This is a genomic window from Streptomyces sp. XM83C (genome assembly GCF_023072675.1).
Classification (GTDB): domain Bacteria; phylum Actinomycetota; class Actinomycetes; order Streptomycetales; family Streptomycetaceae; genus Streptomyces; species Streptomyces thermocoprophilus.
In genome coordinates this window covers 70,310-90,090 of sequence record NZ_JALLGL010000001.1, presented here as the reverse complement: position 1 = coordinate 90,090, position 19,781 = coordinate 70,310, and the positions used below count along the sequence as shown (strand labels likewise).

The window sequence follows — 19,781 nt, the reverse complement described above, 5'->3', positions numbered from 1 at the left end:
GGCTCACCCCGCCCGCTCCGGCAGCCGCAGCAGCGCCTCCGCACCCACCTGACGGAAGCCCGCCGCCTGGAACGCCCGCGCGCTGCGGGCGTTCCCGGGGGAGACCTGCGCCCACAGCGGCTCGTCGGCCAGCCGCCGTGCCGCCGCCACCAGGGCACGCCCCAGCCCCCGGTGCCGTACGTCCTCGTCGACCTCCACGGACACCTCGAGCCGCCCGGCGATCCCCCGGCCCAGGACCAGGACACCCCCGTCGGCCGACCACGCCCGCACGTCGTCGCGGCGCCTGCGGGCGTAGGCCACCCTCGGGTGGTCCGAGTCGATCTCCCGCAGCGGGACGGCCGGGCCGCCCGGCAGCGGGTCGGCGACCAGGACCGCGTCGATCGTGTCCGTGGTGCGGCCGGTGCGGTCCAGGAAGGCGGTGAGGAAGCGGGGGCTGAGCGTCGCTGCGAGCGGGTCGCAGTCCAGACCGGCCAGCGTGCCGTACACCCAGCTCGGGTCCTCGTCGGTGAAGACGACCGAGTGGCCGGTGAACGCCATCACGCCGGCGTCCCGCGCATCGTGCTGCGGCACCACGGTCGTGCCGCCGTCCGGGGGCGGGAAGTCGCCCCGCGCCGCCGCCTCCAGAATCTCCCGCAGACTCTGCCCCACTCCCGCGCTCCTCGTCTCCCGGTCTCTCCGTGCCGTCGGCAGGGCCCAGCCTCACACAGGGCGGCCGTACGGGGGACGCCCTCGGGCCGTTAATCTGACCTGCGGCACTGTGCCAGCTGTACCGGAAAACGTGACACAAAGGGGCGGATCGGTGGCGGACATCGAGGAAGCACGCAAGCAGTTCGAGCGGATCGACACGGACGGGGACGGTCGGATCACCGCTGCCGAGTTCAAGACCGCGCTCGCCCAGGGCGGCGACTGGAACGTCACCGAGGCGGTCGCCGAGGCGATCATCGCCAGCCGTGACCTGGACGGCGACAAGCAGCTGTCCTTCGAGGAGTTCTGGGCCTACCTGAACAAGTGAGACACCGCCGGGGACCCGCCTGACCAGGCGCGTTCCCCGGCCCGAGGTGGCGCCCGCCCGGTGGTCCGGGGGCGCCCCCTCGGCACGGGAGCACGTCCGGCCGGCGCATCCGGCACGGTCAGGACCTTGCGCACGGCCGGCGCGTCCCGCACGGTCTGGATTTCCCGCACGGCCGGCGCGTCCCGCACGGTCTGGATTTCCCGCACGGCCGGCGCGTCCCGCGCGTGCGGGACGTCCTCCCCGGCGCCTACGGGCTCGTCGCCGCGCTCATCGGGCCGCCGCCCGGTTCACCGCCGAGACGACCGCCGCGACCCGCGCCGCGAGCGGGGACGGGGCGATGCCCGCGCCCCACACGGTGACCCCGCCCACCCGGCACTCCGCGTAGGCGGCGGTGCCGTCGGTCACCGGCTGGTCGCTCGCCTCCAGCACCTCCACGGCGTACCCGGCGCCGGCGAGCGCGTCCGCGAACGCGGTCAGCGGGCCGCTGCCGGTGCCCTCGAGGTCGGCGGTGCGGTCGCCGGTGTCCAGCGTGCAGACGAAACGGTGGGCGCCGGACGGGTCGCTGTGCACGGACCACACGTCCGGCCGGATCACCGCGTCGGCGAGATACGTCGCCCGGAACAGCTCCTCCACCTCCTTCGGTGTGGCCTCGCCCCCGCTGTCCTCCGTGGCCTCCTGCACGACCCGCGCGAAGTCGGCTCGCATCCGCGCCGGCAGGTCCAGCCCGGTGCGTGTGCGCAGCAGATACGCCACACCGCCCTTGCCGGACTGGGAGTTGACCCGGATCACCGCCTCATAGGTGCGGCCCACATCGGCCGGGTCGACCGGCAGATACGGCACCGACCAGGGCGCCAGCCGCTCCGGCAGACCCGCCTCCCGTGCCGCGCGGGCGTGGTGCGCGAGACCCTTGCTGATGGCGTCCTGGTGGGTGCCGGAGAACGCCGTGTACACGAGGTCGCCGACGTAGGGGTGGCGGGGGTGCACGGGCAGCCGGTTGCAGTGCTCGACGGTCTCCCGCACCGCGTCGATGTCGCTGAGGTCGATCATGGGGTCGACGCCCTGGGCGTACAGGTTCAGCGCGAGGGTGACCAGGTCGACGTTGCCGGTGCGTTCGCCGTTGCCGAAGAGGCAGCCCTCGACGCGCTGCGCCCCGGCCAGCACGGCGAGTTCGGCGCAGGCGACGCCGGTGCCGCGGTCGTTGTGCGGGTGGACGGAGAGGACGACGCTGTCCCGCCGCGCGAGATGCCGGTGGATGTACTCGATCTGGTCGGCGTACACGTTCGGGGTGGCGATCTCCACGGTGGCGGGAAGATTGTGGGTGACGGGCCGGTCCGGGCTCGCGTCCCAGAACTCCGTCAGTTCGTCGCAGAGTTCGAGGACGAAGTCCGGTTCGGTCAGATTGAAGGTCTCCGGGGAGAACTGGAACCGCACCGACGGGGTGTCACCGGCCCGGCGGGCCATCAGCTCGGCCGCCTCCCGCACGATGCGCCGCACCCCGGCCCGGTCCCGGCCGAGGACCACCTCCCGCCACACCGGGGACGTGGCGACGTACAGATGGACCACGGCCCGCGGCAGGCCCTCGACGGCTTCGAAGGTGCGCTCGATCAGATCGGCCCGTGCCGCGGTGAACACGACCGGAGTCACATCGTCGGGCAGCGCGTCCGGGCCGGTCGCGAGGTCGCGGACGAAGTCGAAGTCGGTCCGGCTGGCGGACGGGTAGCCGACCTCGATCTCCTTGTAGCCGACGCGGACCAGCAGATCGAAGAAGCGCCGCTTGCGGGCCGGGTCCATCGGCTCGGCGAGTGCCTGGTTGCCGTCGCGCAGATCGACCGGCACCCACAGCGGGGCGCGCTCGATCAGGGCGGCGGGCCAGCGCCGCTCGGTCACGGGCACCCGCACCCGCTCGTGGTGGGGGCGGTAGCGGTGGTACGGCATCCCGCTGGGACGCTGCGGATTCCATACGTCGGTCAGGGTCATCGTCGGTCGGCCTCTCCGGCTCGGTGCGGCGGTGACCGGCAGCACGGCACCCCGCGGCGGGGTGCCGGTCGCGTCAGGCCCCGCCGCGGCAGCCGAGAAGGAGACCGCGGAGCGTCATGGACGGTACGCTAGCCACTCCTCAGGTCCTCAGACAAGTGAAATCCGATCACTCCTCAGACAAGTTGGTGAGCCCCGATGGACACCGGCCCGCTGCGCCCCAGCCCCCTGGTCGAACAGGCCGCCGCCCGGCTGCGCGCCCGGATCGCCGACGGCACCTGGCCGGTCGGCGCCAAACTCCCCGGCGAGACCAACCTCGCCAAGGAACTCGGCGTCGGCCGCTCCACCGTCCGTGAGGCCCTGCGCGCCCTGGCCGGCGCCGGTCTCGTACGGCCCCGGCAGGGCGCCGGGGTGTTCGTGACCGCCACCGCGCCGGTCGACGACTTCCCCGCCCGGCTGCGCCGGGCCGCGGTCACCGACGTCTACGAGGTCCGCGCGGGCGTCGAGGTGCACGCCGCCCGCCTCGCCGCGCACCGACGCACCGACGAGGACATCGCCGCCCTGCACGCCGCGCTCGCCGCCCGGCGCGCCGCGGCCGAGGGCGACGACGCGGCCTTCGTCGACGCCGACATCGCCTTCCACGCGGTCGTCGTGGACGCCGCGCACAACGTCGTCCTGTCCGGCCTGTTCGCCCAGTTCGTGCCGGTCCTGTGCAAGGGCCTCGTCGAACTGCTCGCCCTGACCGGGCTGCGCGCCCGTGACCCGAACCACGGCGACGCCGCCCACGAGGCGGTGGCGCAGGCCGTCGCGGACGGCGACGCCGACCTCGCGGCGGCCGTACTGGCGAAGGAACTCCAGGACCCGTTCGGGCAGGCCGGGCAGCCCGAAGGGTGACACGGGCGGTCCGAACGGGTGGGGACGCGGCCACGGCGGAACAGGCCGCCGCGCCGGGAGGTTGTACCAGCCGACCTATGCATGTGCATCGACTTTCGGGAAGGCGGCCGACATGAAGATCGGCATCATCGGCGCGGGGCACATCGGCGGCAACCTCACCCGGCGGCTCACCGCACTCGGGCACGACGTCTCCGTCGCCAACTCGCGCGGACCACAGACCCTCACCGGGCTTGCCGAGGAGACGGGCGCGACACCGGTACGGGTCGAGGAGGCGGCGCGCGGCGCGGAGATCGTCGTCGTCGCCGTCCCCGTGAAGGCCGTACCGGAGCTGCCCGCCGGCTTCCTCGACGGGGCCGCCGACGGCGTCGCCGTCATCGACACCGGCAACTACTACCCGCATGAGCGGGACGGCCGTATCGACGAGATCGAGGACGAGGGCATCACCGAGAGCCGCTGGACCGAGCGCCGGATCGGCCACCCCGTGATCAAGGCGTTCAACGGCACCTACGCCCAAGACCTTGTGGACCGGGCGCTGCCCGCCGGCCACCCCGAGCGGATGGCGCTGCCCGTGGCCGGGGACGACGAGGCGGCCAAGGCGAAGGTGCGCGCCCTCATCGACGAGCTGGGCTTCGACACCGTCGACGCGGGCGGCATCGACGACTCCTGGCGGCAGCAGCCCGGCACCCCGGTGTACGGCCTGCGGGAAGGCGTGGAGGAGGTGCGCAGGGCGCTGGCGGAGGCGTCCCCGGAACGGCAGGAGGCGTACCGCGGCTGACCCCTGGGTAACCCGCACGTCGCCCGGGGCGGGCCGAGCCCTCAGCGGCCCGGCCCGCCCGTGGAGGGCGTCAGCGGCCCTGCCCGAATCGCGGCCGGCGCGGGGCGCGGGGCTGAGGGTCCGCCGGACGGAACGCCGCGCTGCGCAGGGACCGCCCCATGGCCTGTGCGAGCGGCCGTTCCAGGAACCGCTGGACCAGGTGCCGCTCCCCGGGCCGTCGCGATCGCTGCTCGGTCGTCGGTCTGCGTCATGAGCCCACCGTTCGGCGTGTCCACGGACCCATCTCGGGCCGCCCGCGCGCCCTGAAGGCTGTACGCGCCATGAAACTCTCGCCCCTTCGACCGATCAGCCGATGAAATGGGTTGTGGGACAACGGTGTGACACCTGAGACGAGCGGCGCGTCTCACTCCGCCAGAGCCCACGAGCGCAGCGCCGCCACGCTCGCGAAATCGGCCACGTTCGTGTCGACCGGGGTGGAGGTGTACTGGTGGAAACGCCACTTCGCCTTGATCCGGGGTTTGCCCGCGGTCACATAGTCGGCGATCCACAGACCGTCGCCCGCGTACGAGGTGGTGTCGACGTTCAGCCAGAAGTCCCGGTTGCAGTACAGGACAACCCGCTGCTGCGGGCGCAGCCGCTTCAGGGTGCGGATGAAGGAGTCCTTCTCCGCGTTCGACGCGTGGCTGCCCGCGCCGGTGGTCTCCCAGTCGACGGCCAGGATGTCGCCGCGCTTCTCCGGCGCCTTGGCGAGGAAGTACTCGGCCTGGGCGGTCAGGTTGCCCGGCCACAGGAAGTGGTAGAAGCCGACGACCAGACCCGCGTCACGGGCGCGCTCGGTCTGGGCGGCGAGCTTGGGGTTGACGTAGGTGCGGCCCTCCGTCGCCTTCACGAAGACGAAGGAGAGGCCGGCGGTGTTGTAGGCGGAGGGCTGGTAAGCGCTCACGTCGATGCCGCGGAGCATGGGGGGACTCCCGTATGTGCTGGTGGGGGGACGGGAGTTGTTTTATGCCCCGGATCAACGCCCCTGATGCCGGGGGAGGTTCGGGCCGGGCGTGTTCAGCACTCGATGATGTTGACGGCGAGACCGCCGCGCGCCGTCTCCTTGTACTTCACCGACATGTCGGCGCCGGTGTCCTTCATCGTCTTGATGACCTTGTCCAGGGACACCTTGTGCGAGCCGTCGCCGCGCATCGCCATCCGCGCCGCCGTGACGGCCTTCACCGCGGCCATGCCGTTGCGCTCGATGCACGGGATCTGCACCAGACCGCCGACCGGGTCGCAGGTCAGGCCCAGGTTGTGCTCCATGCCGATCTCCGCGGCGTTCTCCACCTGCTCCGGGGTGCCGCCCAGCACCTCCGCGAGCGCGCCCGCAGCCATCGAGCAGGCCGAGCCGACCTCACCCTGGCAGCCGACCTCGGCGCCGGAGATGGAGGCGTTCTCCTTGAACAGCATGCCGATCGCGCCCGCCGCCAGCAGGAACCGCACCACACCGTCCTCGTCGGCGCCCGGCACGAAGTCGATGTAGTAGTGCAGCACCGCCGGGATGATGCCGGCCGCGCCGTTCGTCGGGGCGGTCACCACGCGTCCGCCGGCCGCGTTCTCCTCGTTGACGGCCATCGCGTACAGGGTGATCCACTCCATGGAACGGGCCAGCGGATCGCCCTCCGCGCGCAGCTGGCGGGCGGTGACCGCGGCCCGGCGGCGCACCTTCAGCCCGCCCGGCAGGATGCCCTCGCGGGACATGCCGCGCGTCACGCACGCCTGCATCACCCGCCAGATCTCCAGCAGGCCCGCGCGGATCTCCTCCTCGGTGCGCCAGGCACGCTCGTTCTCCAGCATCAGCGAGGAGATCGACAGGCCGGTCTCCTTCGTCAGCCGCAGCAGCTCGTCACCGGTGCGGAAGGGGTACTTCAGCACCGTGTCGTCCAGCTTGATCCGGTCCGCGCCGACCGCGTCCTCGTCGACGACGAAACCGCCGCCCACCGAGTAGTACGTCTTCGACAGCAGCTCGGCGCCGTCGGAGGCGAACGCCTGCACGGTCATGCCGTTGGCGTGGTACGGCAGCGCCTTGCGGCGGTGCAGCACCAGGTCCTGATCGAAGTCGAAGGTGATCTCGTGCTCGCCGAGCAGCCGCAGCCGCCCCGCCTGCTTGATCTTCTCCACCCGCTCGTCCGCGGTCTCCACGTCGACCGTGCGCGGCGAGTCGCCCTCCAGGCCGAGCAGTACGGCCTTCGGCGTGCCGTGGCCGTGACCGGTGGCCCCCAGCGAGCCGTACAGCTCGCAGCGGACCTGGGCGGCCCTGTCGAGCAGGCCCTCGTTGCGGAGCCGCCGGGCGAACATCCGGGCCGCGCGCATCGGGCCGACCGTGTGGGAGCTGGACGGGCCGATGCCGATCGAGAACAGGTCGAAGACCGAGATGGCCACGGGTGACTCCTAGGAACGGGGTGGTGCGAGAAGTGGGGGTGCAGGGCGCGGGCACCGCGCACGCCGGTACTCCCAGTGTGCGCGGTGCCCCGCGAAACGTGACTTACTTGTTCAGACCCGGGTACAGCGGGTGCTTGTCGGCGAGCGCCTTCACGCGGGCCTTCAGGGCCTCCGCGTCGGCTTCCCCGAAGGGGGAAGGCGCCTTGAGCGCCTCGGCGATCACGTCCGCGACCTCGGCGAAGTCCTCGGCGGTGAAGCCGCGGGTGGCGAGCGCGGGCGTGCCGATCCGCAGGCCCGAGGTGACCATCGGGGGCCGCGGATCGTTCGGGACGGCGTTGCGGTTGACCGTGATACCGACCTCGTGGAGGCGGTCCTCGGCCTGCTGGCCGTCCAGCTCCGACTCACGCAGGTCGACGAGGATCAGATGCACGTCCGTGCCGCCGGACAGCACGTTCACCCCGGCCTCGCGGGCGTCCGGCGCGGTCAGCCGCTCGGCGAGGATACGGGCACCCTCGACGGTGCGACGCTGCCGCTCCTTGAACTCCTCGCTCGCGGCGATCTTGAAGGAGACCGCCTTGGCCGCGATCACATGCTCCAGGGGGCCGCCCTGGAAGCCGGGGAAGACGGAGGAGTTCAGCTTCTTCGCGAAGTCCTTCTTCGCGAGGATGATGCCGCCGCGCGGTCCGCCCAGCGTCTTGTGCGTCGTGGACGTCACCACGTCCGCGAACGGCACCGGGTTCGGGTGCAGGCCCGCCGCGACCAGACCGGCGAAGTGCGCCATGTCGACCCACAGGTAGGCGCCGACCTCGTCGGCGATCCGGCGGAACTCCGCGAAGTCCAGCTGCCGCGGGTACGCCGACCAGCCGGCGATGATCACCTTCGGGCGGTGCTCCTTGGCGAGCTTCTCCAGCTCGGCCATGTCGACCAGCCCGGTCTCCGCGTCCACGTGGTACGCGACCACGTCGAACTGCTTGCCGGAGAAGTTCAGGCGCATGCCGTGGGTGAGGTGGCCGCCGTGCGCCAGGTCCAGGCCCAGGACGGTGTCGCCGGGCTGGGCCAGCGCGAACAGTGCCGCCTGGTTGGCGGAGGCACCCGAGTGGGGCTGCACGTTGGCGTACTCGGCGCCGAACAGCTCCTTGACCCGGTCGATGGCGATCTGCTCGGTGACGTCGACGTGCTCGCAGCCGCCGTAGTAGCGGCGGCCCGGGTAGCCCTCGGCGTACTTGTTGGTGAGGACCGACCCCTGCGCCTCCATCACCGCGAGCGGCGCGAAGTTCTCGGAGGCGATCATCTCCAGCGTCGACTGCTGGCGGACCAGCTCGGCGTCGACGGCCGCGGCGACCTCGGGGTCCAGCTCGTGCAGGGACGTGTTCAGGACAGTCATCGGCTCTGTGACTCCTCAGCCGGCGGTGTACGCGGTGTACTCGTCGGCGGAGAGCAGGTCGCCCGGCTCCTCCGCGACGCGCACCTTGAACAGCCAGCCGCCCTCGAAGGGGGCCGAGTTCACCAGGGAGGGGTCGGCGACGACGTCCTCGTTGATCTCGGTGACCTCACCGTTCACCGGGGAGTACAGCTCGGAGACCGACTTGGTCGACTCCAGCTCGCCGCAGGTCTCGCCCGCGGACACCGACTCGCCGACCGCGGGGAGCTGGACGAAGACCACGTCGCCGAGCGCGTTCGCCGCGTGCTCCGTGATACCGACCGTCGCCACGCCGTCCTCGGCGGGGGACAGCCACTCGTGCTCCTTGCTGTAACGCAGCTGCTGGGGGTTGCTCATGGCCTGAATTCTCCTGTACGCGTGGGTGTGCTGATGAAGGGGGGACAGCGCGGAACGCACATGACCAGGGCGGATGTGCCCCGCGTCACGTACGGGCGCTCACGACGGTGATGTGTACGACGGTGTCACTTCTGCCGCTTGTAGAACGGCAGCGCCACGACCTCGTACGGCTCGTGGGTGCCGCGGATGTCCACACCGACACCCGGCGTGCCGGGAGCGGCGTGCGCTGCGTCGACGTACGCCATGGCGATCGGCTTGCCCAGTGTGGGGGAGGGGGCGCCGGAGGTGACCCTGCCGATGACCTTGCCGTCGGCGACGACGTCGTACCCGGCGCGCGGGACGCGGCGGCCCTCGGCGACCAGGCCGACCAGGACACGCGGCGGGTTCTGCTCGGCGCGCTCGGCGGCCTCGCGCAGCGCCTCGCGGCCCACGAAGTCGCCGTCCTTGTCGAACTTCACCACCCGGCCGAGCCCGGCGTCGAAGGGGGTCAGCTCGGCGGTCAGCTCGTGCCCGTACAGCGGCATGCCCGCCTCCAGGCGCAGCGTGTCCCGGCAGGACAGACCGCAGGGGACCAGCCCGGCGCCCTCGCCGGCCTTGGTCAGCGCCTGCCACAGCTCGACGGCGTGCTCCGGCTTCACGAACAGCTCGAAGCCGTCCTCGCCGGTGTAGCCGGTGCGGGCGATCAGCGCGGGGACACCGGCGACGGTGCCGGGCAGGCCCGCGTAGTACTTCAGGTTGTCCAGGTCGGCGTCGGTGACGGAGGCGAGGATGCCGGGCGAGGCGGGACCCTGCACCGCGATCAGCGCGTACGCGTCCCGGTCGTCGCGCACCTCGGCGTCGAAACCGGCGGCCCGCTCGGTCAGCGCGTCCAGCACGACCTGCGCGTTGGAGGCGTTGGCGACGACCATGTACTCGGTCTCGGCGAGCCGGTAGACGATCAGGTCGTCCAGGATGCCGCCGTCGGCCTGGCAGATCATGGTGTAGCGGGCGCGGCCCGGCTTGACCGCGCCGATGTTGCCGACCAGCGCGTGGTCGAGGAGCGCGGCGGCCTGCGGGCCGGTGACGGTGATCTCTCCCATGTGGGAGAGGTCGAACAGGCCGGCCTTGGTGCGCACGGCGTTGTGCTCGTCGCGCTCGGAGCCGTAGCGCAGCGGCATGTCCCAGCCGGCGAAGTCGGTCATGGTCGCGCCGAGCGAGCGGTGCACGGCGTCCAGCGCGGTGTGCCGCAGCGCGGCGGAATCGGTACTGCTCACGGTCGTCTCCCAGGGGACAGGACAGGCGAGGAAGCGTTCCTCCCCATCTGTCATCGGAACCTGAGAGGTTCGCCCTGACCACCTGGGGCGGTCCTGGCTTGCACCTTGGGTGGGACCACCGAGGGAGGCGGTCCGCTTTTCAGATGTGCCTCGCCCGCGCGGTAACGGGGCCTGAGAGATTCAAGGGAGGGACTTGCTCCTTCGGCGCCCCGGACCCCTCGGGGGCCGGGAACTCTCCCGCGCGGATTCAAACGGCCGGTATGCAGTTGGCGCGCACATCATTGCACGCCCGGCCCGATCGCGGCAGGCCGCATCTGTAACCGGCTCGTGGCGGTACGCGAACGAAAACGCCGGGCCCGCGCATTACGTTCTCTTTACGCTCGACGGGGCAGAAGCCGTACCGGGCCCAGGGGAGGACGATGACGGTGGACAGGACGACGGCGTACGCGACCACGACGGGCATCGCGGTGCCCCGGCAGCAGACCGCCCCCGAGGCGGCGGCCCGCCCGGCCCCGGTCGTCCGGGATCTGCGCGACCGCGGTGGGCACAGCCCCCGCGCCCTGCTGTTCGGCACCCGCGACATCGTCGTGGTCACCGGCCTGCCCGGCAGCGGCAAGTCCACCCTGATGCACCGCGCGGTCCGCGGCCCGCGCATCGACTCGCAGGACACCCGCGACCGCTGGGAGGCCCGCCTCCCCGCCTGGCTGCCGTACGCGGTGTACCGCCCGCTGGTCCGCCTCGTCCACTACGCCGGGCTGCGTCGCGCCCTGCGCACCGGCGAGGGCCTCGTGGTGCACGACTGCGGTACCCAGGCCTGGGTCCGCGCCTGGCTGTCCCGCGCGGCCCGCCGCCGGGGCGGCACCCTCCACCTGCTCCTCCTCGACGTCCCGCCGGAGGCGGCCCTGGAGGGGCAGCGCGCCCGCGGCCGGGGCGTCTCCCGGTACGCCTTCGCCCGGCACCGCCGCGCCGCGACCCGGCTGGTGCGCGCCGTCGAGGCCGGCCGGCTGCCGGCCGGCTGCGGCTCGGCGGTCCTGCTGGACCGCGCGGCGGCCGACGCCCTGCACCGGGTGGCGTTCACGGGCTGACGCCGGGGCCCGGCCCCGCTGTGCACCGCCGCCTGCCGGTGGGTGATGTCGGCGGCAGCCGTTAGCCTTTCGGTCACATCGATCGGTCAGACCATCCGGTCACACCACCGGTTCCGGCAGACGGTAGGGAGAGATGGACTTCCCGGCGGATCTTCCCGCGGATCTTCCCGCGCAGACGCACCCCCACCCGCACGGCGGGTGGCCCGGCAACGAGCTGGAGGAGGTGCTGTCCGCCGCCCTCGGCGTGCCGGGCGCGGCGGCGCGGATCATCGAGGTGCTCGGCCGCAGCTTCGTCTGGGTGCCCCTGCCCAACGGCGGCGGCCCGCACAGCAGTTCCCTCGACCTGCCCACCACCGAGATCGACGGCCAGGCGTACGTCCCCGTCTTCAGCTCCGAGGAACAGTTCCGTCTGGTCACCGGTGCCCGTATGGCGTACGCGGTCGCGCCCGCCGTGGAGTTCGCCCGAGGTCTGCCCCCGCAGGTCGGCGTGGCGGTCAACCCGGGCGGTGTGGTCGGGGTGCCGCTGCCGCCCGACGCCGTCGCCGAGCTGTGCCGGGCCGGCCGCACCCCGCTGGACGGCCCCGCGAGCGGCGGCCGGGTCCGGCTGTACGAGCCGGACTGGCAGGACGACCCCGTCGACTTCCTCTCCGCCGCCTCCGCCGAGTTCGAGGCCATCGGCGTCGTCCTGACGGCCCGGCGCTGTCTGGCCGCGATCGAGACGGCGGACCCGGTGATGTTCGTCGGCGTCGAACTCTCCCAGTGGGAGGGCGATCTGCGTGCCGCCCCCCTGGACGCCCTCGGCCGTGCCCTCGGCAGGGTGCCGGTGCGCTGGCCGGTCAACCTGGTCCTGATGGACGTGGCGCAGGACCCGGTCGCCGACTGGCTGCGGGAGCGGGTCCGCCCCTTCTATCAGCGGGCCGTGTGACCGACCGAGCCGTCCCCGGTCCTGTCGGCCCACCGCTTAACCTGATTTCATAGCTCGGCCGAGGGTGTTGAACGAAGGGGCGATACAAAGTGAGCGCTGGCACGGCGGCGACCGGACAGGTCGAGCACATGCTGCGCCAGGTGACGCCCGGGCGCTACGACGCCTACGAGGCGCTCCTGCGCGCGCTCGCCACCCCCGGCACCGGCCAGATCTGGATGCTCCTGTGGCACGGCCAGGCCGGCTCACCCGACGCCCAGTACGGGGACATGGAGGTGGGCGGCCACCACTACGCGCCCTGCGTGACCAGCGCGCAGGAGCTGAGCGCCAGCGGCTGGAACCGTTCGTACGAGGTGACGGACGCGCTGGAGGTGGCCCGCGCGCTCTACCCCGACCACTACGGCCTCTGGCTCAATCCGCACGCCCCGGGCGGCGGCGTCGGCATCCCCTGGCTGGATCTGCGCCGTATCGCCACCGGACTCGACCGGCAGCCGGCCGGGCCGCTCAGGCTCTCCGATCCGGCCATCGAGATCCCCCAGTTCTACGCCCTGCTCACGCAGAACGCCCACCGCACCTCCGCGGTGCGGGCGCTGCGCCGCGCCTGGGTGCAGCCGGCGCTCGGCGCGCCGTATCTCGCCATCGGTCTGGAGATGTACGAGACCACCCCGCAGGCGGTCGACGCCGTGCGGGCGATGATGCAGCAGTCCGTCGCGGCCGTTCCCGACGGGCTGCCGGTGTCCACCGTGGCGATGTCGGACGACCACGACCCGGTGGTGATGTGGATGCGCGCGAAGGCGCGTCCTTTCTACGACCGTGAGGCGCACGCCACAGCACCCGTGCATGCCCCCGTGGCCGGTTACGGCTACCCGCCGCCCGCCCCTGGCCGATACTGAGCGTCACCGCGCCCCGGGCGCGGCCCGGATGATCTCCGCGCGTAGATGCGGGCGATTCAGTGTCATATGTCGGATTTGGTCTGACTTCTACCTGTCCGCCCCGCGTTATCGACTGTCCGGATAACGGAAACCCCAGCACATCATCACGTTTACGCATCCTTTCGCCGTCAACTCTGGCCGCAGATCGCAAAACCGTTGAAGACTCCGGCGACAGGGGTGTTTTCGCCCCTGTGTACGACGGACTGACCACGCCGCTACAGCGGCATGCGCGGGCCGGCTACCGCCGGTTGAGAGGGGTCCCTGCCAGATGACGGCACCATTGCACGAGCCGACCGCTGAAGCGGCCCCGAGCGCGGTCGACGAGGCTGCGGTCGCCAGCGCCGACGCCAAGGCCGTACAGGGCCGGTCGCTGGGCCGGATCGCCTGGGACCGCCTCAAGCGCGACAAGCTCGCCCTGACGGGTGGCGTCGTGGTGCTCGTCCTCATCGTGATCGCGGCCCTCGCCCCGGTGCTCACCAGCCTGCTCGGCCAGGACCCGAACGAGTATCACGAGAACCTCATCGACCCGCTGTTCGGCACGCCCACCGGCAGCATGGGCGGCATCAGCGGCGACCACCTGCTCGGCGTCGAGCCGGTCAACGGCCGCGACATCCTCGCCCGCATCCTCTACGGCGCCCGCATCTCGCTGCTGGTCGGCTTCCTGTCGGCCCTCGTCGCGGTCGTCCTGGGCACCGTCCTCGGCGTCCTCGCCGGTTTCTTCGGCGGCTGGGTCGACTCCCTGATCAGCCGCGTCATGGACGGCCTGCTGGCCTTCCCGCAGCTGCTCTTCATCATCGCCCTGGTGTCCGTCATGCCGGACAAGCTCTTCGGGCTGACCGGTTCGAGCGTCCCCGTCCTGGTGATGGTCCTGGTCATCGGCTTCTTCGGGTGGCCCTACATCGGTCGCGTCGTGCGCGGCCAGACGCTGTCGCTGCGTGAACGCGAATACGTCGAGGCGGCCCGCTCCCTGGGCGCCGGGCGGATCTACATCCTCTTCAAGGAACTGCTGCCCAACCTCGTCGCCCCCATCATCGTGTACTCGACGATGATGATTCCCACGAACATCCTCACCGAGGCGGCGCTCAGCTTCCTGGGCGTCGGCGTCAAGCCGCCCACCGCCTCCTGGGGGCAGATGCTGTCGAGCGCGCTGGACTACTACCAGTCGGACCCCATGTACATGGTCGTCCCCGGTGTGGCCATCTTCATCACCGTGCTCGCCTTCAACCTCTTCGGCGACGGCGTCCGGGACGCACTGGACCCGAAGGGCTCCCGCTGAGCCGCCGTACCTCAACTCCCGTGGCATCTGACACGGGGTCTCTCATCAAATCCGGAGGATCCGAGACCGTGACTACCCAACGCACCTCAGGGCGGCGCAAGCAGGCCTTGGCCGCTGCCATCGGGGTCGCCGCGCTGCTGACCACGGCGGCGTGCGGCGGTGGCGACGACAGCAGCGGGGGCTCGAAGACCGGCGCTGCCGGCTTCGACGCCGCGAACAACAAGGTCGCCCAGGCCGACCTGGCCAAGAAGGGCGGCACCCTGAAGTTCGGCGCCGCGCAGGACGCCGACTCGTGGGACACCACGCGTGGCTACTACGGCTTCATGTGGAACTTCTCGCGCTACTACAGCCGTCAGCTCGTCACGTTCAAGACGGCTCCCGGCAAGGAGGGCGCGAGCCTCGCCCCCGACCTCGCCACCGGTCTCGCCAAGGTCTCCGACAACGGCAAGACCTACACGTACACGCTGCGCGACGGCGTGACGTGGGAGGACGGCAAGCCGATCACCTCCAAGGACATCAAGTACGGCATCGAGCGCGTCTGGGCGCAGGACGTCCTCTCCGGCGGCCCGACCTACCTGAAGGACGTCCTCGACCCCAAGGGCGAGTACAAGGGCCCGTACAAGGACACCACCCCGGACCACCTCGGCCTGAAGGCCATCGAGACGCCTGACGACAAGACCATCGTCTTCAAGCTCCCGCAGGCCAACGCCGACTTCGAGTCCATGGTCGCCCTGACCTCGGCCTCGCCGGTCCGCCAGGACAAGGACACCAAGTCCAAGTACGGTCTGCACCCGTTCTCCTCGGGCCCGTACAAGTTCGAGTCCTACAGCCCCGGCAAGAGCCTCACGCTGGTCCGCAACGAGAACTGGAAGCAGTCCTCGGACCCGATCCGCAAGGCGTACCCGGACAAGATCACCGTCAACATCTACTCCAACGCCAACGACCTGGACCAGCGTCTGATCAACGGCGACCTGGACCTCGACCTCAACCAGACCGGCATGTCGCCGCAGGGCCGCACCACCGCCCTGAAGCAGCACAAGGCCAACGTCGACAACCCGGTCTCCGGCTTCATCCGCTACGCGGTCTTCCCGCAGAGCGTCAAGCCGTTCGACAACATCCACTGCCGCAAGGCCGTCATACTCGGCGCCGACCACGTGTCGCTTCAGACCGCGCGTGGTGGCCCCCTGGCCGGCGGTGACATCGGCACCAACATGCTGCCGCCCGGCATCCCCGGTGGCGAGGGCCAGAAGTACGACCCGTACCAGCTCGCCGGCGCCAACAAGAACGGCAACATCGAGCAGGCCAAGGAAGAGCTGAAGCAGTGCGGCCAGCCGAACGGCTTCTCCACCACCATCGCCGTCCGTAACAACAAGCCGGTCGAGGTGGCCACCGCCCAGTCGATGCAGGCGTCGCTGAAGAAGATCGGCATCAACGCCCAGATCCACCAGTACGACGGTGCCCAGACCGCCGGCATCATCGGCAGCCCCGCCAACGTGGCGAAGAAGGGCTTCGGCATCATCATCATGGGCTGGGGCGCCGACTTCCCGTCGGTCCAGGGCTTCGGTCTGCCGCTGTGGAGCAGCAAGTACATCCTCGACAGCGGTAACAACAACTACGCGCTGATCAAGGACAAGTCGATCGACTCGCTGTTCGACCAGTTCAACGCCACGCTGGACCCGGCCGGCAAGGAACAGATCGCCACCCAGATCAACCACAAGATCATGGACGGCGCCTACTACCTGCCGTTCGTCTTCGAGAAGTTCATCAACTGGCGCTCCGACCGCCTGGCGAACGTGTACACGACCGACGGCTACAGCGGTCAGTACGACTTCGTCAACCTCGGTCTGAAGTCCGCCTCCTGACAACCGGCACACCCGCCGTACGGCACGAAAGGCAGGTGAAGGCCGGCGCGGCGTGACCGCGGGCCACCGGAGGTCCCCCACCGCCCACAAGGTGTGGGGGCCCGGCCGGTGGCCCGCGGCCCGCGCCGCGGGCCGAGAGCTGTGCTCGCTTACCTCATCAGGCGGTTGTTCGCCGCCGCTGTGATGCTGGTGGTCATCATCACGGTGGTCTTCAGCATCTTCTTCATCGTCCCCAAGTGGGCGGGCGTCGACATCGCCCTGAGCTTCGTGGGCAAGCAGGCCGACCCCGCCGCCGTCGAAGGGGTGCGGCAGAAGCTGGGTCTGGGCGACCCCGTCTACGTTCAGGTCTGGCACTTCTTCAAGGGCCTGTTCGTGGGCCGCACCTACACGGGCGGCGGCGACACGATCAACTGCTCCGCACCCTGCTTCGGCTACTCCTTCCGCAGTGAGCAGGCCATCTGGCCCGTGCTGAAGGACCGCTTCCCGGTGACCCTGGGACTCGCGCTCGGCGCCGCCCTGCTGTGGCTGATCATGGGCGTCTCGGCGGGTGTGCTGTCCGCGCTCAAGCGGGGCTCCCTGTGGGACCGCGGCGCCATGGTCGTCGCCCTCGCCGGTGTCTCGCTGCCGATCTACTTCACCGGCATGCTCTCCCTGGCGATCTTCGTCTACGGACCGCTGAAGTGGTTCGAGTCGGACTACGCGCCCTTCGCGGACGACCCCGCACAGTGGTTCAGCGCGATGATCCTCCCCTGGGTCACCCTCGCGTTCCTCTACGCGGCGATGTACGCGCGCATCACACGGGCCACGATGATGGAGATCCTCGGCGAGGACTACATCCGCACCGCGCGCGCCAAGGGCCTGCGCGAGGGCGTCGTCATCCGCAAGCACGCCATGCGCTCCACGATGACGCCCATCCTGACCATGCTCGGCATGGACCTCGGCGCCCTCATCGGCGGCGCGATCCTCACCGAGTCCACGTTCAACCTTCCCGGCCTGGGCCGTGAGGTGCTGCTCGCCATCAGGAACCAGGACCTGCCCGTCATCGTGGGCGTCACCCTGATCACCTCGCTGGCGGTGCTCTTCGCCAACCTCGTGGTGGACATCCTGTACGCCGTGATCGACCCCCGAGTGAGGCTCGCATGACCGAACTCAGCAAGAGCGGCGCCGCCGTGGGCGAGCCCACGGCCGCCTCGCCCGCACCGACCGCCTTCCTGGAAGTGCGCGACCTGAAGGTGCACTTCCCCACCGACGACGGCCTGGTCAAGTCCGTCGACGGGCTCAGCTTCCAGCTGGAGAAGGGCAAGACGCTCGGCATCGTGGGCGAGTCCGGCTCCGGCAAGTCGGTGACCTCGCTCGGCATCATGGGCCTGCACACCGCCGGCCAGTACGGCAAACGCAAGGCGCAGATCTCCGGTGAGATCTGGCTGGACGGCACCGAGCTGCTGTCCGCCGACCCGGACCATGTGCGCAAGCTGCGCGGCCGTCAGATGGCGATGATCTTCCAGGACCCGCTGTCCGCGCTGCACCCGTACTACACGATCGGGCAGCAGATCGTGGAGGCCTACCGGATCCACCACGACGTCGACAAGAAGACCGCCCGCCGCCGCGCGGTGGAGATGCTCGACCGCGTCGGCATCCCCCAGCCGGACAAGCGCGTCGACAACTACCCGCACGAGTTCTCCGGCGGTATGCGCCAGCGCGCGATGATCGCGATGTCGCTGGTCAACAACCCGGAGCTGCTCATCGCGGACGAGCCGACCACCGCCCTGGACGTCACCGTCCAGGCGCAGATCCTGGACCTGATCCGCGATCTGCAGAAGGAGTTCGGCTCCGCGGTCATCATCATCACCCACGACCTGGGCGTCGTCGCCGAACTCGCCGACGACCTCCTGGTGATGTACGGCGGCCGGTGCGTCGAGCGCGGCCCCGCCGACAAGGTGTTCTACGAGCCCCGCCACCCCTACACCTGGGGTCTGCTCGGCTCGATGCCGCGCCTGGACCGCGAGCAGCAGGAACGGCTCATCCCCGTCAAGGGGTCCCCGCCGTCCCTCATCAACGTCCCGTCCGGCTGCGCCTTCAACCCGCGCTGCCCGTACGCCGACATCCCCAAGGACAACGTCACCCGCACGGTCCGTCCCGAGCTGGCCGAGGTCGGCAGCAAGCACTGGGCCGCCTGCCACATGACCAGGGAGCAGCGGGAGCGTATCTGGGCCGAAGAGATTGCGCCGAAGCTGTGAGCGAGAACCCCAAGGACACGGCCGTGACCACCGCGGACGCCGCCGACGGCGACATCCTGCTGAAGGTGACGGGGCTCCAGAAGCACTTCCCGATCAAGAAGGGCCTGCTCCAGCGGCAGGTCGGCGCGGTCCACGCGGTCGACGGCCTCGACTTCGAGGTGCGCAAGGGCGAGACCCTGGGCGTCGTAGGCGAGTCGGGCTGCGGCAAGTCGACGATGGGCCGGCTGATCACCCGGCTGCTCGAACCGACCGGCGGCAAGGTCGAGTTCGAGGGCAAGGACATCACGCACCTCGGTGTCGCGGGCATGCGCCCGCTGCGCCGTGACGTGCAGATGATCTTCCAGGACCCGTACTCGTCGCTGAACCCGCGGCACACCATCGGCACGATCGTCGGTGCCCCCTTCAAGCTGCAGGGCGTCACGCCCGAGGGCGGCATCAAGAAGGAAGTGCAGCGGCTGCTGTCGGTGGTCGGGCTCAACCCCGAGCACTACAACCGTTACCCGCACGAGTTCTCCGGCGGTCAGCGCCAGCGCATCGGCATCGCCCGCGCGCTCGCGCTCAGCCCCAAGCTCGTCGTGGCCGACGAGCCGGTCTCCGCGCTGGACGTGTCGATCCAGGCGCAGGTCGTGAACCTGCTGGACGACCTCCAGCAGGAGCTGGGCCTGACGTACGTGATCATCGCGCACGACCTGTCGGTCGTCCGGCACGTCTCGGACCGGATCGCGGTGATGTACCTCGGCAAGATCGTGGAGCTGGCCGATCGTGACCTGCTCTACACCTCGCCGATGCACCCGTACACCAAGGCGCTGATGTCGGCGGTGCCGATCCCGGACCCGGCGCGCAAGAGCGCCAAGAGCGAGCGCATCCTGCTCAAGGGCGACGTGCCCTCGCCGATCTCCCCGCCGAGCGGCTGCCGCTTCCACACGCGGTGCTGGAAGGCGACGGAGATCTGCAAGACCACTGAGCCGCCGCTGCTGGAGCTGCGGCCGGGCCAGCGGGTGGCGTGCCACCACCCGGAGAACTTCGAGGACCAGCAGCCGCAGGACACCGTCCTGCTGTCGGACGCCAAGGCGGCGGCCGAGCTGGTGGCCGACGAGGTGCTCGCGGAGTCGGCGGAGACGTCGGCGGCCGTGGCCGAGGCGGTCGGGAAGGGCGACGGCGCGGCCTCCGGGGCCACGGCAAAGGAGCCCGCCGGAGAGTCCGCCGAGGAGTCCGAGCCGGCCGAGGCCACCGCCGAGGAGTCCGGCGCGGCGTCGGACGAGTCCGGGGAGCCGGAGACTCAGGCCGAGGACACGCCCAAGAAGAAGTAGCTTCACCCGAGCCCCCGCCTTGCTTTGTAAGGCGGGGGCTCGTTCTTG

The 19,781-nt window shown here is 70.8% G+C and carries 18 protein-coding genes and 2 riboswitches; of the genes, 11 read left to right on the top strand and 7 right to left on the bottom strand.

Annotated elements, in window-relative coordinates:
• Positions 1 to 3 precede the first annotated feature (3 nt).
• The gene (locus MTQ10_RS00395) at positions 4 to 648 is read right to left on the bottom strand and encodes a GNAT family N-acetyltransferase (RefSeq protein ID WP_247460978.1); all 645 of its coding nucleotides are present in this window, start codon (positions 646 to 648) and stop codon (positions 4 to 6) included.
• A gap of 151 nt (positions 649 to 799) precedes the next feature.
• Here MTQ10_RS00395 and MTQ10_RS00390 point away from each other — a divergent pair, with 151 nt between their 5' ends.
• Positions 800 to 1,012, top strand: a complete 213-nt coding sequence (locus MTQ10_RS00390) for an EF-hand domain-containing protein (protein WP_247460976.1) — start codon at positions 800 to 802, stop codon at positions 1,010 to 1,012.
• Between the two features lie 267 nt (positions 1,013 to 1,279).
• On the opposite strand, the gene MTQ10_RS00385 is transcribed toward MTQ10_RS00390, so the two are convergent.
• The gene (locus MTQ10_RS00385; RefSeq protein ID WP_247460974.1) at positions 1,280 to 2,989 is read right to left on the bottom strand and encodes a 2-isopropylmalate synthase; all 1,710 of its coding nucleotides are present in this window, start codon (positions 2,987 to 2,989) and stop codon (positions 1,280 to 1,282) included.
• A 195-nt stretch (positions 2,990 to 3,184) separates the two neighbouring features.
• On the opposite strand from MTQ10_RS00385, the gene MTQ10_RS00380 reads away from it, so the two are divergent.
• Both MTQ10_RS00380 and MTQ10_RS00375 read left to right on the top strand, forming a co-directional pair.
• On the top strand, positions 3,185 to 3,880 hold the full coding sequence (locus MTQ10_RS00380) for a FadR/GntR family transcriptional regulator (protein WP_247460972.1): 696 nt from the start codon (positions 3,185 to 3,187) through the stop codon (positions 3,878 to 3,880).
• 112 nt (positions 3,881 to 3,992) lie between these two features.
• On the top strand, positions 3,993 to 4,655 hold the full coding sequence (locus MTQ10_RS00375) for an NADPH-dependent F420 reductase (RefSeq protein WP_247460970.1): 663 nt from the start codon (positions 3,993 to 3,995) through the stop codon (positions 4,653 to 4,655).
• Positions 4,656 to 5,058: 403 nt separating this feature from the next.
• Here the strand turns inward: MTQ10_RS00375 and MTQ10_RS00370 are convergent, their stop codons facing one another.
• From MTQ10_RS00370 to gcvT, 5 genes are all read right to left on the bottom strand, one after another.
• On the bottom strand, positions 5,059 to 5,616 hold the full coding sequence (locus MTQ10_RS00370; RefSeq protein WP_247460968.1) for a glycoside hydrolase family 25 protein: 558 nt from the start codon (positions 5,614 to 5,616) through the stop codon (positions 5,059 to 5,061).
• Positions 5,617 to 5,711: 95 nt separating this feature from the next.
• Positions 5,712 to 7,079: an L-serine ammonia-lyase gene (locus MTQ10_RS00365; RefSeq protein ID WP_247460966.1), complete on the bottom strand. Its 1,368-nt coding sequence runs from the start codon at positions 7,077 to 7,079 to the stop codon at positions 5,712 to 5,714.
• Between the two features lie 103 nt (positions 7,080 to 7,182).
• Positions 7,183 to 8,463, bottom strand: coding sequence for a serine hydroxymethyltransferase (gene glyA / locus MTQ10_RS00360; protein ID WP_247460964.1), 1,281 nt, complete (start codon positions 8,461 to 8,463; stop codon positions 7,183 to 7,185).
• Between the two features lie 15 nt (positions 8,464 to 8,478).
• Complete coding sequence (gcvH, locus tag MTQ10_RS00355; RefSeq protein ID WP_247460962.1) at positions 8,479 to 8,856, bottom strand: glycine cleavage system protein GcvH; 378 nt, start codon at positions 8,854 to 8,856, stop codon at positions 8,479 to 8,481.
• A 125-nt stretch (positions 8,857 to 8,981) separates the two neighbouring features.
• Positions 8,982 to 10,109, bottom strand: coding sequence for a glycine cleavage system aminomethyltransferase GcvT (gcvT, locus tag MTQ10_RS00350; protein WP_247460960.1), 1,128 nt, complete (start codon positions 10,107 to 10,109; stop codon positions 8,982 to 8,984).
• 37 nt (positions 10,110 to 10,146) lie between these two features.
• Positions 10,147 to 10,258, bottom strand: a riboswitch (glycine riboswitch).
• Positions 10,259 to 10,359, bottom strand: a riboswitch (glycine riboswitch).
• 169 nt (positions 10,360 to 10,528) lie between these two features.
• Between gcvT and MTQ10_RS00345 the strand changes: the two genes are divergently transcribed.
• The 8 genes from MTQ10_RS00345 (at position 10,529) to MTQ10_RS00310 (ending at position 19,733) form a co-directional block, all read left to right on the top strand.
• Positions 10,529 to 11,194: an AAA family ATPase gene (locus MTQ10_RS00345; RefSeq protein WP_247460958.1), complete on the top strand. Its 666-nt coding sequence runs from the start codon at positions 10,529 to 10,531 to the stop codon at positions 11,192 to 11,194.
• Between the two features lie 133 nt (positions 11,195 to 11,327).
• The gene (locus MTQ10_RS00340) at positions 11,328 to 12,119 is read left to right on the top strand and encodes an enhanced serine sensitivity protein SseB (protein WP_247460955.1); all 792 of its coding nucleotides are present in this window, start codon (positions 11,328 to 11,330) and stop codon (positions 12,117 to 12,119) included.
• Between the two features lie 128 nt (positions 12,120 to 12,247).
• Positions 12,248 to 13,009 (top strand): enhanced serine sensitivity protein SseB C-terminal domain-containing protein, encoded by a 762-nt coding sequence (locus MTQ10_RS00335; protein WP_247461007.1) that lies wholly within the window; start codon positions 12,248 to 12,250, stop codon positions 13,007 to 13,009.
• Between the two features lie 307 nt (positions 13,010 to 13,316).
• Positions 13,317 to 14,324: an ABC transporter permease gene (locus MTQ10_RS00330; RefSeq protein ID WP_247460952.1), complete on the top strand. Its 1,008-nt coding sequence runs from the start codon at positions 13,317 to 13,319 to the stop codon at positions 14,322 to 14,324.
• 68 nt (positions 14,325 to 14,392) lie between these two features.
• A complete protein-coding gene (locus MTQ10_RS00325) occupies positions 14,393 to 16,186 on the top strand; it encodes an ABC transporter substrate-binding protein (RefSeq protein ID WP_247460950.1) in 1,794 nt (597 codons plus the stop codon).
• Between the two features lie 141 nt (positions 16,187 to 16,327).
• A complete protein-coding gene (locus MTQ10_RS00320) occupies positions 16,328 to 17,329 on the top strand; it encodes an ABC transporter permease (RefSeq protein ID WP_247460948.1) in 1,002 nt (333 codons plus the stop codon).
• A complete protein-coding gene (locus tag MTQ10_RS00315; RefSeq protein ID WP_247460946.1) occupies positions 17,326 to 18,423 on the top strand; it encodes an ABC transporter ATP-binding protein in 1,098 nt (365 codons plus the stop codon). The genes MTQ10_RS00320 and MTQ10_RS00315 overlap by 4 nt, the downstream gene beginning before the upstream one ends.
• The gene (locus MTQ10_RS00310) at positions 18,393 to 19,733 is read left to right on the top strand and encodes an ABC transporter ATP-binding protein (RefSeq protein ID WP_374117549.1); all 1,341 of its coding nucleotides are present in this window, start codon (positions 18,393 to 18,395) and stop codon (positions 19,731 to 19,733) included. The genes MTQ10_RS00315 and MTQ10_RS00310 overlap by 31 nt, the downstream gene beginning before the upstream one ends.
• The last annotated feature ends 48 nt before the right edge of the window (positions 19,734 to 19,781 follow it).

What these genes read in the sequence shown, in the direction of transcription:
- MTQ10_RS00385 (WP_247460974.1), bottom strand. Translation starts at nt 2,989, where the DNA reads ATGACCCTGACCGACGTATGGAATCCGCAGCGTCCCAGCGGGATGCCG.
- MTQ10_RS00380 (WP_247460972.1), top strand. Translation starts at nt 3,185, where the DNA reads ATGGACACCGGCCCGCTGCGCCCCAGCCCCCTGGTCGAACAGGCCGCC.
- MTQ10_RS00375 (WP_247460970.1), top strand. Translation starts at nt 3,993, where the DNA reads ATGAAGATCGGCATCATCGGCGCGGGGCACATCGGCGGCAACCTCACC.
- MTQ10_RS00370 (WP_247460968.1), bottom strand. Translation starts at nt 5,616, where the DNA reads ATGCTCCGCGGCATCGACGTGAGCGCTTACCAGCCCTCCGCCTACAAC.
- glyA (WP_247460964.1), bottom strand. Translation starts at nt 8,463, where the DNA reads ATGACTGTCCTGAACACGTCCCTGCACGAGCTGGACCCCGAGGTCGCC.
- gcvH (WP_247460962.1), bottom strand. Translation starts at nt 8,856, where the DNA reads ATGAGCAACCCCCAGCAGCTGCGTTACAGCAAGGAGCACGAGTGGCTG.
- MTQ10_RS00345 (WP_247460958.1), top strand. Translation starts at nt 10,529, where the DNA reads ATGACGGTGGACAGGACGACGGCGTACGCGACCACGACGGGCATCGCG.
- MTQ10_RS00340 (WP_247460955.1), top strand. Translation starts at nt 11,328, where the DNA reads ATGGACTTCCCGGCGGATCTTCCCGCGGATCTTCCCGCGCAGACGCAC.
- MTQ10_RS00335 (WP_247461007.1), top strand. Translation starts at nt 12,248, where the DNA reads ATGCTGCGCCAGGTGACGCCCGGGCGCTACGACGCCTACGAGGCGCTC.
- MTQ10_RS00330 (WP_247460952.1), top strand. Translation starts at nt 13,317, where the DNA reads ATGACGGCACCATTGCACGAGCCGACCGCTGAAGCGGCCCCGAGCGCG.
- MTQ10_RS00315 (WP_247460946.1), top strand. Translation starts at nt 17,326, where the DNA reads ATGACCGAACTCAGCAAGAGCGGCGCCGCCGTGGGCGAGCCCACGGCC.